Raw genomic sequence first — 13,428 nt, 5'->3', positions numbered from 1 at the left:
ATTCTATAAAAATTATAGGACAATTAGGTCAAATTGCTTGGGTTTATGGAAAAGGTAATAAAGAGATAAAAAAAGAATTCTTAAAATTGGTATAGATAATATATAGAATAAAAAAACCTTTTTAAAACAGATGTTTTAAAAAGGTTTTGTACTCAAGGCGGGAATCGAACCCGCACTCCGAAGAATCGGATTTTGAATCCGACGTGTCTACCAATTCCACCACTTGAGCGTGTTTTGGGAGTGTAAAAATAATCTAATTTTGCGATTTAAAGCAAAATAAAACAGTTTTAAACTTACATACTTTAAAAAAAATCATAAATTTGCATCCAATTAAAAATTAACAACACCTTAAGTGTTGTAAAACAATTAATTAAGATGTCGACTCCAAATATCGAAGCCAAAATATTTACTTGTACTCAAAGTAGAGCTCTAGCAGAGAAAATTGCAAAAGCTTTCGGAAGTAAATTAGGAAACGTGATTACTTCAACTTATAGTGATGGTGAGTTTCAACCTTCATATGAAGAATCTATTCGTGGTGATCGTGTTTTTATTATTGGATCTACAAATCCAAGTAGTGAGAATTTAATGGAAATGTTGTTAATGATAGATGCTGCTAAGCGTGCATCTGCAAGACATATAACAGCAGTGATGCCTTATTTTGGTTGGGCTCGTCAAGACAGAAAAGATAAGCCAAGAGTTCCAATTGCTGCTAAGTTAGTTGCAAAAATGTTGGAAACAGCTGGAGCGACAAGAATTATTACAATGGACTTACACGCAGATCAAATCCAAGGATTTTTTGAGAAGCCGGTAGATCATTTATTTGCATCAACAATCTTTTTACCATACCTAAGAAGTTTAAATTTGGATAATTTAACAATAGCTTCTCCAGATATGGGTGGATCCAAGCGTGCATACGCTTATTCTAAAGCGTTAGAAAGTGATGTTGTAATTTGTTATAAGCAACGAGCAAAAGCCAATGTAATTTCTCACATGGAATTAATTGGAGATGTTACAGGTAAAAACGTTGTATTGGTAGATGATATGGTAGATACTGCTGGAACACTTACTAAGGCTGCAGATTTAATGATGGAGCGTGGCGCTTTAAGTGTAAGAGCAATTTGTACACATCCAATTTTATCTGGAAGTGCATACGAGCGTTTAGAGAATTCGAAATTAGAAGAATTAATTGTAACAGATTCTATTCCTTTAAAACAAACGAGTTCAAAAATAAAAGTTTTATCTTGCGCCGATTTATTTGGTGAAGTGATGCAAAATGTACATTTCAATAAATCGATCAGTAACAAGTTTTTAATGTAAATTATATTAATAATCAATAATAAATAACAATGAAATCAATTACAATTAACGGATCTCAAAGAGAAAGCGTAGGTAAGAAAGCAACTCAAGCCTTACGTAATGCTGGCCAGGTTCCTTGCGTAGTATACGGAGGAGACAAAACAGTACATTTCTCAGCAACTGAATTAGCTTTTGCAGGATTAGTATACACTCCTAACGCGCACACAGTTGTGATTGCTTTAGAAGATGGAACTAAAATTGACGCTATCTTACAAGATATTCAATTTCACCCAGTAACAGACAGAATTTTACACGTAGATTTCTATCAAACTTTCCCAGATAAGGAAGTGGTAATGGATATTCCTGTAGAATTTATTGGAAGTTCTAAAGGTGTTAAAAATGGTGGTGTTTTACGTAAAAACAAACGTAGTTTACGTGTAAAAGCAATTCCTGGTAACTTACCAGATGTAATTACTGCAGATATTACACCTCTTAAAATTGGTAGTAAATTATATATTACAACATTAGAGAATGATGCATATAGATTTATGCATCCAGATAATACTGTTGTATGTCAAGTTAGACGTTCTCGTACTTCTGTTGATGACGAAGAAGAAGAAGAAGGAGCAGAAGCAGCTGAAGGAGAAGCAACTCCAGAAGCAGCAGCTGAATAATCAAGCTTTTCAAATATTTTATAAAAAGCATTCTGTTAATTCAGGATGCTTTTTTACTTTTGAAGAAATGGTATAATTTATGTTTAATTGGCTTAAAACATTATTTGGAGAAACTCCAGAAGAAATAGATATGAAGAAGTTTTTAATTGTTGGTTTAGGTAATATTGGTAGTGAGTATACTAATACAAGACACAATATTGGTTTTAAAATATTAGACCATTTAGCTAAAAATGAAGACGTTACTTTTAATACGGCTAAGCTAGGAGATAAAGCTACCTATAAGTTAAAAGGAAGAACTTTTGTACTACTTAAGCCAAGTACTTATATGAATTTAAGTGGTAAAGCTATTAAGTATTGGATGGATAAGGAAAATATTCCATTAGAGAATTTATTAGTGATTACAGACGATTTAAATTTGTCTTTTGGAAGTCTTCGTATTAAAATGAAAGGTAGCGCTGGTGGACACAACGGTTTAAAGGATACACAGGATAAACTTCAAACTTCAAACTACAACCGTTTTAGGTTTGGTATAAGCGATGAGTTTTCTAAAGGAAGACAAGTAGATTACGTTTTAGGAGAATGGACAGATATTGAAAATGCAGAATTACCAGAACGTTTAGATAAATGTGTAGAAGCTATTAAATCTTTTGGATTAGCTGGAATTAACAATACAATGAATACATTTAATGGTAAGTAGTGATTCGACTTTATAAATAGTATAAACTTACCAGCCACCAGAAGCACCGCCACCACCAAAACTTCCGCCACCAAAACCTCCTGAGAATCCGCCGCCGCCAAAACTTCCGCCACTACTTCCAGAACTCCATCCGCCACCAGAACTTCTTCCCATATTGCTTAGTATTATGGCGTCTAGAATACTGCTACCAGAATCGCGTCTAAAATGTTTTCCGTTGTGGTTGTCGCTACCATTATTTTTTTTGCTAAGTGCAATTATAATAATAATAAAGACAAAGAATATAAAGATTACAAAGCCGACTGGAAAATCAGAATTACCAGAATTTGTGTTTTTGTATTCACCATTCATAATCATGTAAATAGTTGCAACACCAATTTGTAAGCCTTTATAGTAGTTGTTTTTTTTAAATTGAGGGATTATTGCTTGGTCAATAATACGTTTACACATAGCATCTGTAAGTAAATGTTCTGTTCCTCTTCCAGTACTTATAGTTATTTTTTTATCATTTTTTGCCAACAGAATTAAAATCCCATTGTCTTTTTCGGCATCTCCAATGCCCCACTTTTCACCCCAATTTGCCGCTAAATAATTTATGTTTTCTCCTTTTGTAGAGCTAATTATTGCAACTACTATTTGAGTAGATGTAGAATCTGAATATCTAATTAGATCTTGCTCTAAACGTAGTTTTTGGTTGTTGTTTAATAATCCAATATAATCATATACTGAAGTTTGTTTATTTGGAATTTTTGGAATTTCAAATTGACCAAGTGTTATGCTTGTGCTAAATAGAGCGCATAAAATTAGCGTTTCAAATAATAGTGTTTTGAGACGCTTTTTGTAATTACTTTTTAATACTCGATTTAGCATATATAATATTAACCTTTAGAAATAGTATTTGGCAGCTCATCTGTATCAGAATCTAAGCACGGAAAAAATCGACTTAATTCTTCTCCAGCTTTAATAATTCCTTGGGTTATACCTTTTGTGAACTCTCCAGATTTAAAATGGTTTTGCATAATATCTTTAGTTGAGTTCCAAAACTCTAAATCTACTTTTCTATTAATACCATCATCACCATAAATTGCAAAAGCTTTATCTAAAACAGCTACATAAATAATTACGCCATTGCGTTCTGCAGTTTGGTGCATTTGTAAAGTTTCAAAGATTTCAATAATTCTTGCGTCAATATTTCCGTTGCAATTTGCTTCAATATGTACGCGTATTTCTCCAGAAGTTAACTGTTCTGCTTTTATTATAGCATCAACAATAGTTTGCTCTTCTGTAGCGGTTAAAAATTGTTCAACTTTGTTACTCATTCTAGATGCTAAAATTCAAAATTTACATCTGGTGCTTTTTCAGAACCTTCTTCAGCTTCAAAATATGCTTTCTTTTCAAAACCAAATGTAGATGCAATTAGTGTTGCTGGAAATTTTCTAACTGTAACATTAAATAATTTTGCAGACTCATTAAAACGATCTCTAGCAACGTTAATTCTATTTTCAGTACCTTCTTGTTGTGCCATAAATTCCTTAAAAGCTCCTGTGGTTTTTAAATCTGGATAACGTTCAAAAGTGGCTAATAACCTGCTAAAACGTCCACTAAATTGACTTTGTGCATTTTGAAATTTTGCAATATTTTCTGGTGTTAAATCATCTACATTAATTTCTATAGATGTTGCTCTAGACCTAGCTTCTATAACTTCGTTTAATGTTTTTCTTTCAAAATCTGCCGATGCTTGTACAGTTTTAACAATATTACTATACAAATCTGTTCTACGCTGATAAGCGCTTTCTACTTTGGCCCAAGATTCACTAACATTTTCCTCCTTTCCTACGAGTCCATTATAAGAGTTCATTATCCAAATCCCTAATAATGCTATAACAACTATTGGTATTAAAAATTTTTTCATTTTTTTATGATTTTAAAGATGATTTTTTATGTTGATTAATTCTGATTTAACGTGTTCTAATTTTGCAATAACATCAAATTTACTAAGTGCTTTGTCTTTTTTTTCTTTAAGATGAGTTTTAGCGCCTTCTAAAGTAAATCCTCGTTCTTTAACTAAATGATGTATGAATTTAAGGTTTTTTATATCTTCTGGGGTAAATTTTCTATTTCCTTTTGCATTTTTTTTTGGCTTAAGAATGTCAAATTCCTTCTCCCAAAACCTAATTAAAGAAGTATTCACTCCAAAAGCTTTAGCAACTTCTCCAATGGCATAGTAACGTCTCTCGGGTAAGTTTAGCTCCATTAGTCTAAAGATTCGTTTTCTAAAGTAGCACTTTCTAGCATTGAATTGAATTCTTCGGCAGATAAACTTCCGTAATAAAAATTAATAGGGTTAATTCTCTCTCCGTCTTTAAATACTTCATAGTGTAAATGTGGTGCTTCACTTCGTCCTGTACTACCAACAAAACCTATTAAATCTCCACGTTTTACACGTTGATTTTTTCTTATATTATATTTATACAGATGAGCATATAATGAGACGTAACCATAACCATGGTCTATTCTAATATGATTTCCGTAGCCAGAAGATTTATTATCTGCTCTTTCAACAATTCCATCGCCACTTGCGTAAATTGGCGTACCTCTTGGAGCTGTAAAATCCATTCCATAATGGAATTTTCTTACTTTGGTGAAAGGATCACTTCTATAACCATAGCCAGAAGCCATTCGAGTTAATTCCTCGTTACTTACAGGTTGTATGGCTGGAATAGCAGCTAACAACTTCTCTTTGTCTTCAGCCATTATTTTTATTTCATCTAAAGATTTAGACTGAACAACAATACGTTTTTGTAATTGGTCTAAACGTTGAGATGTGTTTTTTATAAGTTTAGAATTATCGTAACCTTCTAGTTTTTTATAACGGTTTACACCACCAAAACCAGCCAAGCGTTGTTCCTCGGGAATAGGGTTTGCTTCAAAATAAACACGGTAAATATTATTATCTCGTTTTTCTACATTAGCCAATACAGCTTCAGCTTCGTTCATTTTTTTATTAAGAACATTGTATTGTAGTTGCATATTAGATAGCTCTCGTCTTAATGCTTTTTCTTCAGGCGAATCTATATATCTACCAGCAATAAAAACAAATAGTAAAGCGAATAATGAAGCTGCAAACAAAAACCTTAAAACACGTAGTAAAGTTTTGCCTGTTTTACGCTCTATCTTCCTGTATGCTAAAGTGTCAGAATCATAATAATATTTTACTTTACTCATTGTTTAAAATATACTATTTTTGTGTTTAGTTTATAGATTGTATTAGATTTGTAAACGCACAATTTAATCAATTTATTTTAATTGTAAATTGTGTTAATTGTAAAAAACTAAATATTCATTCCAACTTAGTGAAAACTAAGTGTTTTTATTTCAAATTATGAAATCTCAAGACATACGTAAAGCATTTTTATCTTTTTTTGAATCTAAGAAGCATGGTATTGTACCATCTGCTCCAATGGTGTTAAAAAATGATCCTACATTAATGTTTGTTAATTCAGGAATGGCTCCTTTTAAAGAGTATTTTTTGGGAAACTCTCAGCCACAAAATTCACGCTTAACAGATAGTCAAAAATGTTTACGTGTTTCTGGAAAACATAACGATTTAGAAGAGGTTGGTTATGATACTTACCATCATACCTTGTTTGAAATGCTGGGTAATTGGAGTTTTGGCGATTATTTTAAAGAAGAAGCTATTGCTTGGGCTTGGGAATTATTAACCGAAGTTTATAAGATAGATAAAGATATTCTGTATGTTACTGTTTTTGAAGGTAGTGATGATTCTGATAATCTTGGAATGGATATGGAAGCTTATAATATTTGGATAAAATATATAAGTGAAGACCGAATTTTAAAAGGAAATAAAAAAGATAATTTTTGGGAAATGGGAGAACAAGGTCCTTGTGGTCCTTGTAGTGAAATTCATGTTGATATTAGAACACCAGAAGAAAAAGCTGCTGTAGATGGTAAAACTTTAGTTAACCAAGATCATCCACAAGTAGTTGAGGTTTGGAATTTAGTATTTATGGAATACAACCGCAAAGCTAATGGAAATTTAGAGCCTTTACCTAGCAAGCATATTGATACAGGAATGGGTTTTGAACGTTTATGTATGGTAATGCAAGATGTAAAGTCTAATTATGATACAGATGTCTTTACGCCTATAATTCGTGAGATTGAAACTATTACAAACAAAGAATATACTGGTTCTACAGAAGATTTAACACAAGCAAAAATACTTTCAGATAAAGATAAAATAGATATTGCTATTCGGGTTGTTTCAGATCATGTACGTGCGGTAGCTTTTTCTATTGCAGATGGACAATTACCAAGTAATACTGGTGCGGGATATGTTATTAGAAGGATTTTACGTCGTGCGGTACGTTACGGTTTTACATTCTTAAATACAAAAGAGCCTTTTATTTATAGGTTAGTTGAAGTGCTTAGTGTTAAAATGGGCGATGCTTTTCCAGAACTTAAAAGCCAAAAACAACTTATCGAAAATGTTATTCGTGAAGAAGAAACTTCTTTTTTACGAACTTTAGATCAAGGTTTATTACTATTAGATAGGATAGTAGAAACAACAAAAGGGAAAGAAATTTCTGGAGCTAAAGTTTTTGAATTAAAAGATACTTATGGTTTTCCTGAAGATTTAACGGAATTAATTTTACGCGAAAAAGATTTTTCTTATAATAAAGAAGAATTTAATGCTGAGTTAGAGAAGCAAAAAAATAGAGGTAGAGAATCATCTTCTTTAAAATCGGACGATTGGATTACTGTAAAAGAAGATAGTGAGCAAGAATTTATTGGTTACGATATTTTAGAAGCTAATGTGACTCTCGCTAAATATAGAAAAGTAACCTCTAAAAAAGATGGGGAATTATTTCAATTAGTATTTAATTTAACACCTTTTTATGCCGAAGGTGGAGGACAAGTTGGAGACAAAGGTTATTTAGAAGTTCCAAATGGCGATGTCGTTTATATTATAGATACTAAAAGGGAAAATAACGTAATTATTCATATAACTAAAACGTTACCAAAGGATCTTAATAAAACATTTAAAGCTGTTGTAGATGTAAAACAACGTTTTAGAACTGATTGTAATCACTCTGCAACACATTTACTACACCAAGCATTACGTGAGGTTTTAGGAACGCACGTAGAGCAAAAAGGAAGTAGTGTACATTCTAAATATTTACGTTTTGATTTCTCTCACTTCTCTAAAGTTACCAACGAACAATTACAAGATGTAGAAGATTTTGTAAACGCACGTATTGCGGGAAAATTAGAGTTACAAGAAAATAGAAAAGCTATAATGGAGCAAGCTTTAGACGAAGGCGCAATGGCTTTATTTGGTGAAAAATATGGAGATACAGTTAGAACCATAAAGTTTGGTCAATCTATAGAGCTTTGTGGAGGAACACACGTGAAAAACACGTCTGATATTTGGCATTTTAAGATTACAAGTGAAGGCGCAGTAGCTTCAGGAATTAGAAGAATAGAAGCAATAACTAACGATGCGGTTAAAGATTATTTTGAGACTATAGATAATGAGTTAGTTTCTATTAAATCATTACTAAATAACACAAAAGAACCTGTAAAATCTATTGTAGCATTACAGGATGAAAACTCTGCATTAAAAAAGGAAATTGAAAAACTTTTAAAAGATAAAGCTAAAAATCTTAAAGGCGACTTACAGTCTAAAATTGTAGAAGAAAATGGAATTGCATTCTTAGCTAAGCAAATAGATTTAGATGCTGGAGGAATTAAAGATTTATGTTTTGAATTAGGAAGTCAATACACTAATTTATTCTTATTGTTTGGTGCCGAAAATAATGGAAAAGCCATTTTATCTTGTTATGTTTCTAAAGAACTAGTAGCGGATAGAGGTTTAAATGCAGGACAAGTTGTAAGAGAATTAGGAAAACACATTCAAGGCGGCGGCGGCGGACAACCATTTTTTGCAACTGCAGGAGGAAAGAAACCAGAAGGTATAGCAGATGCTATTCTTGATGTTAAGAAGTATATTCAATAAATGAAACTACAAACCCAAATACCACTAAAACCTGTAAGTCAAAATACTATTGACTATAACAGTAAAATAGTATTATTTGGGTCTTGTTTTTCAGAACATATTGGAGGGAAATTTGTTTATAGCAAGTTTAATACATTCAGTAATCCATTTGGAATTTTATTTCACGTTAAAGCCATAGAAAGTCTTATTGAAAAATCGATTTCTGAATATAAGTATTCAGAGAAAGAAATATTTGAGTTAAACGAACAGTTTCAATGTTTTGATGCGCATTCAAAATTAAATGGTTTAAAGTCATCAGACTTAGTTTCTAATTTAAACTCTAAACTAGAACAAACAAAACATCAATTAGAAACCGCAACTCACGTTATAATTACTTTAGGAACCTCTTGGGTTTATAAGCATAAATCATCAACTAAAATAGTTGCTAACTGCCATAAAGCTCCACAACATCAATTTGATAAAATATTACTTTCAGCTGAAGAAATTTCTCAATCACTTCAAAATTGTATAACTCATATTCAATCTATAAATTCTAATGTCCAGTTTGTATTTACGGTTTCGCCTGTAAGGCATATAAAAGATGGTTTTGTAGAGAATACAATAAGTAAGGCACATTTAATTTCTGGAATTCATTCTGTGGTTAATTTAATTAAAAACACTTCTTATTTTCCGTCTTATGAAATTGTAATGGACGAGTTAAGGGATTATCGTTTTTATAATGATGATATGCTTCATCCAAATAAAATCGCTATTAATTATATTTGGGAATGTTTTTTAGATGTATGGATTTCTAACGCAACTCAAGTTATTATCAAAGACGTTGAGGTTATTCAAAAAGGATTAAACCATAAACCTTTTAATGAAAATTCTTTAGCGCATAAGAAATTTTTAAGTGATTTGGAGCTGAAAAAAGCGAGTTTAAAAGAAAAACATTCTATTACATTTTAAAGATGAAAAATATTTTATTTGGTATCGTAGTTGCTTTATTGGCAGTGGTTAGTTTTCAGTATTTCTCAATAAAAAAATCCGAAGAAACTCAATTGGTGGCTAATTCAGCATTAATCCAAAAAGAATTAAAAAATGTTGGAAAATTAGTGGTTACCGAAGGTCATTTTAGTCAAGTTTATAACTATAAAAGTTCTAAAGCTCTTTTTGGAAATTTAATAGATACAGAAAAAAAAGCCTTAGTGGTTGTAAATGTAGATGTTACTATTGCTTACGACTTAAGTAAAATAGAATATAATGTAGACGAAACTACAAAAACACTAACCATAACTTATATTCCAGCTGAGGAGCTAAATGTTAATCCAGATTTTGAATATTACGATATTCAAGCAGATTATTTAAACCCTTTTAAAGCAGAAGATTATAACACTATAAAACGAAATGTTAGAAAGGAATTGGCAGAGAAAATTAACGCATCGGATATTAGAATAAATGCTAAAAACAGGCTAATTAGTGAGTTATCTAAGTTTTATATTTTAACTAATTCTTTAGGCTGGACTTTAAAATATAATGAAACACTTATTTCTAACACATTGGAATTAGAAGCTTTAAAATTATAGTTTAGTTTTTAAACTAATCCATCCGCCACCATTTGTGGCTTCAATATTATTTAGATTAAGGAATTTTGAAGCTTTAGCACTTCTAATACCACTTTGACAACATACAATAAAAGGTTTGTTGTAAGCTTTTAATCTATCTACATTATTATGTAAATCGTTTAAAGGAATGTGTAAGCTATCTTTTATGTGTCCGCTATTATATTCTTTATTTGTTCTAACATCTAAAATAATAGCATTACGATTTAGAAAGTTTTTAACTTGTCTTTTTTTCGCCCCAAAAATAAACTCTAAAAATCCCATAGTCTGCTTTTTTACCAAAGCTATTAAAAAGGAAATTAAATTAATTATCTTTAACCTAAAATTAGAACAATAGATAAAATGGCAGAAGCATACGTTAGATTAACCACTAAAAATAACATTGGAACTGTAGAGTTTTGTAATCCATCACATAATGCTTTACCAAGCGATTTATTACAATTATTAGTTGAAACAATTGAAGAAGCTGGACGAGATCAAGATGTTAAAGTTGTTGTGTTAAAAAGTGCTGGAGATAGAACCTTTTGTGCTGGAGCAAGTTTTGACGAGCTTATGTCTATTACCGATATGGAAACGGGAAAAGCTTTTTTTTCTGGTTTTGCCAACGTAATAAATGCAATGCGTAAATGTCCAAAATTAATAATAGGACGCATTCAAGGGAAAGCAGTTGGTGGAGGCGTTGGTTTAGCAGCAGCTTGCGATTATACTTTGGCAACTAAATATGCCGCAATAAAGTTAAGCGAGTTAAGTATTGGTATTGGGCCGTTTGTTATTGAACCCGCAGTTTCACGTAAAATGGGACAAACAGCAATGTCTGAAATGACTATTAATGCGGAGCAATTTTACGATGTAACTTATGCTAAAGCAAATAAATTATATGCTAATGTTTTTGATTCTGTAGATGAGTTAGATGAATCTGTTTTAGAACTAGCCACAAAATTATCAAGTTATAATCCTGAGGCTTTATTACAAATGAAAAACGTGCTATGGCAAGATTATAACCATTGGGATAAACTATTAATAGAACGCGCTAAAATAAGCGGAACCTTAGTTTTAAGTAATTTTACTAAGAAGAAATTAGCTGGATTTGTAAATTAATAGCTCATAGATGTATAAATACAAAAAAGCATCAGAACTATTAATTTTACAGTTTTGATGCTTTTTTACAATTATCAAAATTTAATTCAAGACTAAATCTGCATCTGCTATTTTAATGCCATCAGCTATTAAATGGGATACGTCAGGTCGTTTACCCTTTAAAATTTCTAAATAGTCTAAAGTAGCTTTAGCTAAATCTGTTTTATTAAACTTAACGGATAGTTCGTATAACTCTACAGCTAATAACCAATCGTTAGGATGATTTGTCTTTAAGCAATCTAAAATGTTAGAGATAGAAGCTGAAGCTGTTTGTTTATTTCTATATTCTCTTACTTGTTCATATAACAACTCTAATTCTATGCGTTCTGGTGTTTTTTTAGTTTTAATAGTTTGACTACTAATTTCGTGTGTAATTAAATTAAAACTATTTAAATCTGCTGGTCCAGAATAACCAGAATCAACCATTTTACCTACTGCCATATCGTATTGTCCCCATTCTGGTTTAAATAAAATAGTGTCTCCATGAGTTACCGTACAATTTCTAAAACTAATTAATAAAATTTTACCTTGTAAGTTTCGTGTACCAGTAATAATCTCACCTTTAACAATAACGCCACCTTCAAACTCAAACGTAACTAATTCACCTTCATAGATATCATAGGCACGTAAATCGCGTGGACTCATATCCTCAATAGCTAGGTTTATACCTTTAAGTTTTCCTAAAGCAGTTCCAAAACCATCTGGATGATTTATAGTTCCATGACCAACTAGTTCTTTATTTTTATAAGATAAAGCAGTTTCTCCTGTAGTTTGTAAATAGGCAACTTTACCATTGGTTTCAATACTATTAGTAAAAACTCCTGAAATTTGTAAACCAGTAGTTAACTCTACAGTTCCAATAGCTTTAGATGCTATAATTTTATTTACTGCTTGTACGCCACCAGTTCTAAGTGCCATAGTATTGGCAAAACTTTCTAAAACTTGACTTAAAAAAGCAAAATCTGGTGTTACAAATAATTGTGGTTGCGGTTTTGTAATATCGAAATTCTGAAATGTAGAATTAATATTATAGGGTAATTTCTTTACTTCATCCGTCATACACCATTTGCTTTCTCCAATAGAACTCAATAAACCTGCACCATAAATTTTAGGATTTTCAACAGTACCAATTAATCCATATTCTACAGTCCACCAGTGTAAATTTCTAATTAAAGCCATTTCACTTGGTTCTCCCATATCATTTTGTAAATCTTCTACAGCTTTTTCGGCAGCATCAATTTTATCTTGTAGTGTGTTAGGTGCTTCTTTTATAATAGATAAATACCTTACAGCTTCATATAATTCATAATCTTTAGCCGATGAAATAGCTTTGCAGCCAATCTCCCCAAAACGTCTTAAATATTCTGCATATTCAGGATTTGCAATAATTGGAGCATGTCCTGCACCTTCATGAATTATATCTGGTGCTGGTGTATATTCTATGTGGTCAATTTGTCTAATATCACTAGCAATTACAAGTACATTATAGGCTTGAAATTCCATAAAAGCATTTGGCGGAATAAAGCCATCTACAGCAACTGCAGCCCAACCTATTTCTTTTAAAATACGATTCATTCCATACATATTTGGAATAGAATCTACAGAAATCCCCGTTTTTTTTAAGCCTTCTAAGTACGAACTATGTGCTACTTCGCTCAAATAATCTATGTTTTTACGCATAGCGTAACGCCAAACAGCTTGATTAATAGCCGAATAATCGTTGTAATCTTGTGGTTTTATAAATTGTCTTAAATGCTTAGGTAAGCGATCTAAAATAGGATTGCTTTCTATAGTTGAGTTTGCCATAACTTTATACTTTTTCGGGTCTTGTAAAAATAAGAAATAAGTCAGTTATATTTTAGAGTGAAGTCATAAAAATTTAATTTCACTTAACTCAATAAAAAAAGCTTCAGAAAAACTGAAGCTTTTAAAGTACGGGCGGAGAGACTCGAACTCTCACACCTCGCGGCACTAGATCCTAAGTCTAGC

The 13,428-nt window shown here is 31.6% G+C and carries 14 protein-coding genes and 1 tRNA gene; 7 read left to right on the top strand and 8 right to left on the bottom strand.

Going from position 1 to position 13,428, the window contains the following annotated elements; translation table 11 throughout:
• Nucleotides 1-149: 149 nt before the first annotated feature.
• Nucleotides 150-229, bottom strand: a tRNA-Leu gene (locus ACFDSN_RS09455).
• Between the two features lie 146 nt (nt 230-375).
• On the opposite strand from ACFDSN_RS09455, the gene ACFDSN_RS09450 reads away from it, so the two are divergent.
• The 3 genes from ACFDSN_RS09450 (at nt 376) to pth (ending at nt 2,667) form a co-directional block, all read left to right on the top strand.
• Nucleotides 376-1,317 (top strand): ribose-phosphate pyrophosphokinase, encoded by a 942-nt coding sequence (locus ACFDSN_RS09450; RefSeq protein ID WP_375239605.1) that lies wholly within the window; start codon nt 376-378, stop codon nt 1,315-1,317.
• A gap of 29 nt (nt 1,318-1,346) precedes the next feature.
• Nucleotides 1,347-1,970, top strand: a complete 624-nt coding sequence (locus ACFDSN_RS09445; protein ID WP_375239604.1) for a 50S ribosomal protein L25/general stress protein Ctc — start codon at nt 1,347-1,349, stop codon at nt 1,968-1,970.
• A 79-nt stretch (nt 1,971-2,049) separates the two neighbouring features.
• The gene (gene pth / locus ACFDSN_RS09440; RefSeq protein WP_375239603.1) at nt 2,050-2,667 is read left to right on the top strand and encodes an aminoacyl-tRNA hydrolase; all 618 of its coding nucleotides are present in this window, start codon (nt 2,050-2,052) and stop codon (nt 2,665-2,667) included.
• Between the two features lie 27 nt (nt 2,668-2,694).
• On the opposite strand, the gene ACFDSN_RS09435 is transcribed toward pth, so the two are convergent.
• From ACFDSN_RS09435 to ACFDSN_RS09415, 5 genes are read right to left on the bottom strand one after another with little or no spacing between them, the layout of a single operon-like run.
• The gene (locus tag ACFDSN_RS09435; protein WP_375239602.1) at nt 2,695-3,534 is read right to left on the bottom strand and encodes a TPM domain-containing protein; all 840 of its coding nucleotides are present in this window, start codon (nt 3,532-3,534) and stop codon (nt 2,695-2,697) included.
• A gap of 8 nt (nt 3,535-3,542) precedes the next feature.
• The gene (locus tag ACFDSN_RS09430; protein ID WP_375239601.1) at nt 3,543-3,983 is read right to left on the bottom strand and encodes a TPM domain-containing protein; all 441 of its coding nucleotides are present in this window, start codon (nt 3,981-3,983) and stop codon (nt 3,543-3,545) included.
• An 8-nt stretch (nt 3,984-3,991) separates the two neighbouring features.
• A complete protein-coding gene (locus ACFDSN_RS09425) occupies nt 3,992-4,576 on the bottom strand; it encodes a LemA family protein (RefSeq protein ID WP_375239600.1) in 585 nt (194 codons plus the stop codon).
• A gap of 12 nt (nt 4,577-4,588) precedes the next feature.
• Nucleotides 4,589-4,918 (bottom strand): MerR family transcriptional regulator, encoded by a 330-nt coding sequence (locus ACFDSN_RS09420; protein ID WP_375239599.1) that lies wholly within the window; start codon nt 4,916-4,918, stop codon nt 4,589-4,591.
• Nucleotides 4,918-5,889 carry a M23 family metallopeptidase gene (locus ACFDSN_RS09415; protein ID WP_375239598.1) on the bottom strand — a complete coding sequence of 324 codons (972 nt, stop codon included), beginning with the start codon at nt 5,887-5,889 and terminating at the stop codon, nt 4,918-4,920. The genes ACFDSN_RS09420 and ACFDSN_RS09415 overlap by 1 nt, the downstream gene beginning before the upstream one ends.
• A gap of 157 nt (nt 5,890-6,046) precedes the next feature.
• Between ACFDSN_RS09415 and alaS the strand changes: the two genes are divergently transcribed.
• Genes alaS through ACFDSN_RS09400 form a run of 3 tightly spaced genes read left to right on the top strand, consistent with a single transcriptional unit; the run spans nt 6,047 to nt 10,266 of the window.
• On the top strand, nt 6,047-8,701 hold the full coding sequence (alaS, locus tag ACFDSN_RS09410; RefSeq protein ID WP_375239597.1) for an alanine--tRNA ligase: 2,655 nt from the start codon (nt 6,047-6,049) through the stop codon (nt 8,699-8,701).
• Complete coding sequence (locus ACFDSN_RS09405; protein ID WP_375239596.1) at nt 8,702-9,649, top strand: GSCFA domain-containing protein; 948 nt, start codon at nt 8,702-8,704, stop codon at nt 9,647-9,649.
• Nucleotides 9,650-9,651: 2 nt separating this feature from the next.
• Entirely contained in the window at nt 9,652-10,266 is a 615-nt protein-coding gene (locus ACFDSN_RS09400) for a DUF4230 domain-containing protein (protein WP_375239595.1), read from the top strand.
• On the opposite strand, the gene ACFDSN_RS09395 is transcribed toward ACFDSN_RS09400, so the two are convergent.
• Nucleotides 10,261-10,566 carry a rhodanese-like domain-containing protein gene (locus tag ACFDSN_RS09395; protein ID WP_375239594.1) on the bottom strand — a complete coding sequence of 102 codons (306 nt, stop codon included), beginning with the start codon at nt 10,564-10,566 and terminating at the stop codon, nt 10,261-10,263. The genes ACFDSN_RS09400 and ACFDSN_RS09395 overlap by 6 nt on opposite strands.
• A 78-nt stretch (nt 10,567-10,644) precedes the next feature.
• Here ACFDSN_RS09395 and ACFDSN_RS09390 point away from each other — a divergent pair, with 78 nt between their 5' ends.
• Entirely contained in the window at nt 10,645-11,400 is a 756-nt protein-coding gene (locus ACFDSN_RS09390; protein ID WP_375239593.1) for an enoyl-CoA hydratase/isomerase family protein, read from the top strand.
• 81 nt (nt 11,401-11,481) lie between these two features.
• Here ACFDSN_RS09390 and ACFDSN_RS09385 read toward each other — a convergent pair whose 3' ends face one another.
• Nucleotides 11,482-13,245 (bottom strand): aromatic amino acid hydroxylase, encoded by a 1,764-nt coding sequence (locus tag ACFDSN_RS09385; RefSeq protein WP_375239592.1) that lies wholly within the window; start codon nt 13,243-13,245, stop codon nt 11,482-11,484.
• Nucleotides 13,246-13,428: the final 183 nt, after the last annotated feature.

Origin of the sequence: Aurantibacter sp., from assembly GCF_042094015.1 — a bacterium.
Lineage (GTDB): Bacteria > Bacteroidota > Bacteroidia > Flavobacteriales > Flavobacteriaceae > Aurantibacter.
Note: the sequence above shows the minus strand (reverse complement) of the source record. Positions and strands in the feature narration are given on the sequence as shown.

Coding starts and splice junctions, on each gene's coding strand:
- ACFDSN_RS09445 (WP_375239604.1), top strand. CDS start 1,347: ATGAAATCAATTACAATTAACGGATCTCAAAGAGAAAGCGTAGGTAAG.
- ACFDSN_RS09395 (WP_375239594.1), bottom strand. CDS start 10,566: ATGGGATTTTTAGAGTTTATTTTTGGGGCGAAAAAAAGACAAGTTAAA.
- alaS (WP_375239597.1), top strand. CDS start 6,047: ATGAAATCTCAAGACATACGTAAAGCATTTTTATCTTTTTTTGAATCT.
- ACFDSN_RS09385 (WP_375239592.1), bottom strand. CDS start 13,245: ATGGCAAACTCAACTATAGAAAGCAATCCTATTTTAGATCGCTTACCT.
- ACFDSN_RS09450 (WP_375239605.1), top strand. CDS start 376: ATGTCGACTCCAAATATCGAAGCCAAAATATTTACTTGTACTCAAAGT.
- ACFDSN_RS09400 (WP_375239595.1), top strand. CDS start 9,652: ATGAAAAATATTTTATTTGGTATCGTAGTTGCTTTATTGGCAGTGGTT.
- ACFDSN_RS09420 (WP_375239599.1), bottom strand. CDS start 4,918: ATGGAGCTAAACTTACCCGAGAGACGTTACTATGCCATTGGAGAAGTT.
- pth (WP_375239603.1), top strand. CDS start 2,050: ATGTTTAATTGGCTTAAAACATTATTTGGAGAAACTCCAGAAGAAATA.
- ACFDSN_RS09430 (WP_375239601.1), bottom strand. CDS start 3,983: ATGAGTAACAAAGTTGAACAATTTTTAACCGCTACAGAAGAGCAAACT.
- ACFDSN_RS09425 (WP_375239600.1), bottom strand. CDS start 4,576: ATGAAAAAATTTTTAATACCAATAGTTGTTATAGCATTATTAGGGATT.
- ACFDSN_RS09435 (WP_375239602.1), bottom strand. CDS start 3,534: ATGCTAAATCGAGTATTAAAAAGTAATTACAAAAAGCGTCTCAAAACA.
- ACFDSN_RS09390 (WP_375239593.1), top strand. CDS start 10,645: ATGGCAGAAGCATACGTTAGATTAACCACTAAAAATAACATTGGAACT.
- ACFDSN_RS09405 (WP_375239596.1), top strand. CDS start 8,702: ATGAAACTACAAACCCAAATACCACTAAAACCTGTAAGTCAAAATACT.
- ACFDSN_RS09415 (WP_375239598.1), bottom strand. CDS start 5,889: ATGAGTAAAGTAAAATATTATTATGATTCTGACACTTTAGCATACAGG.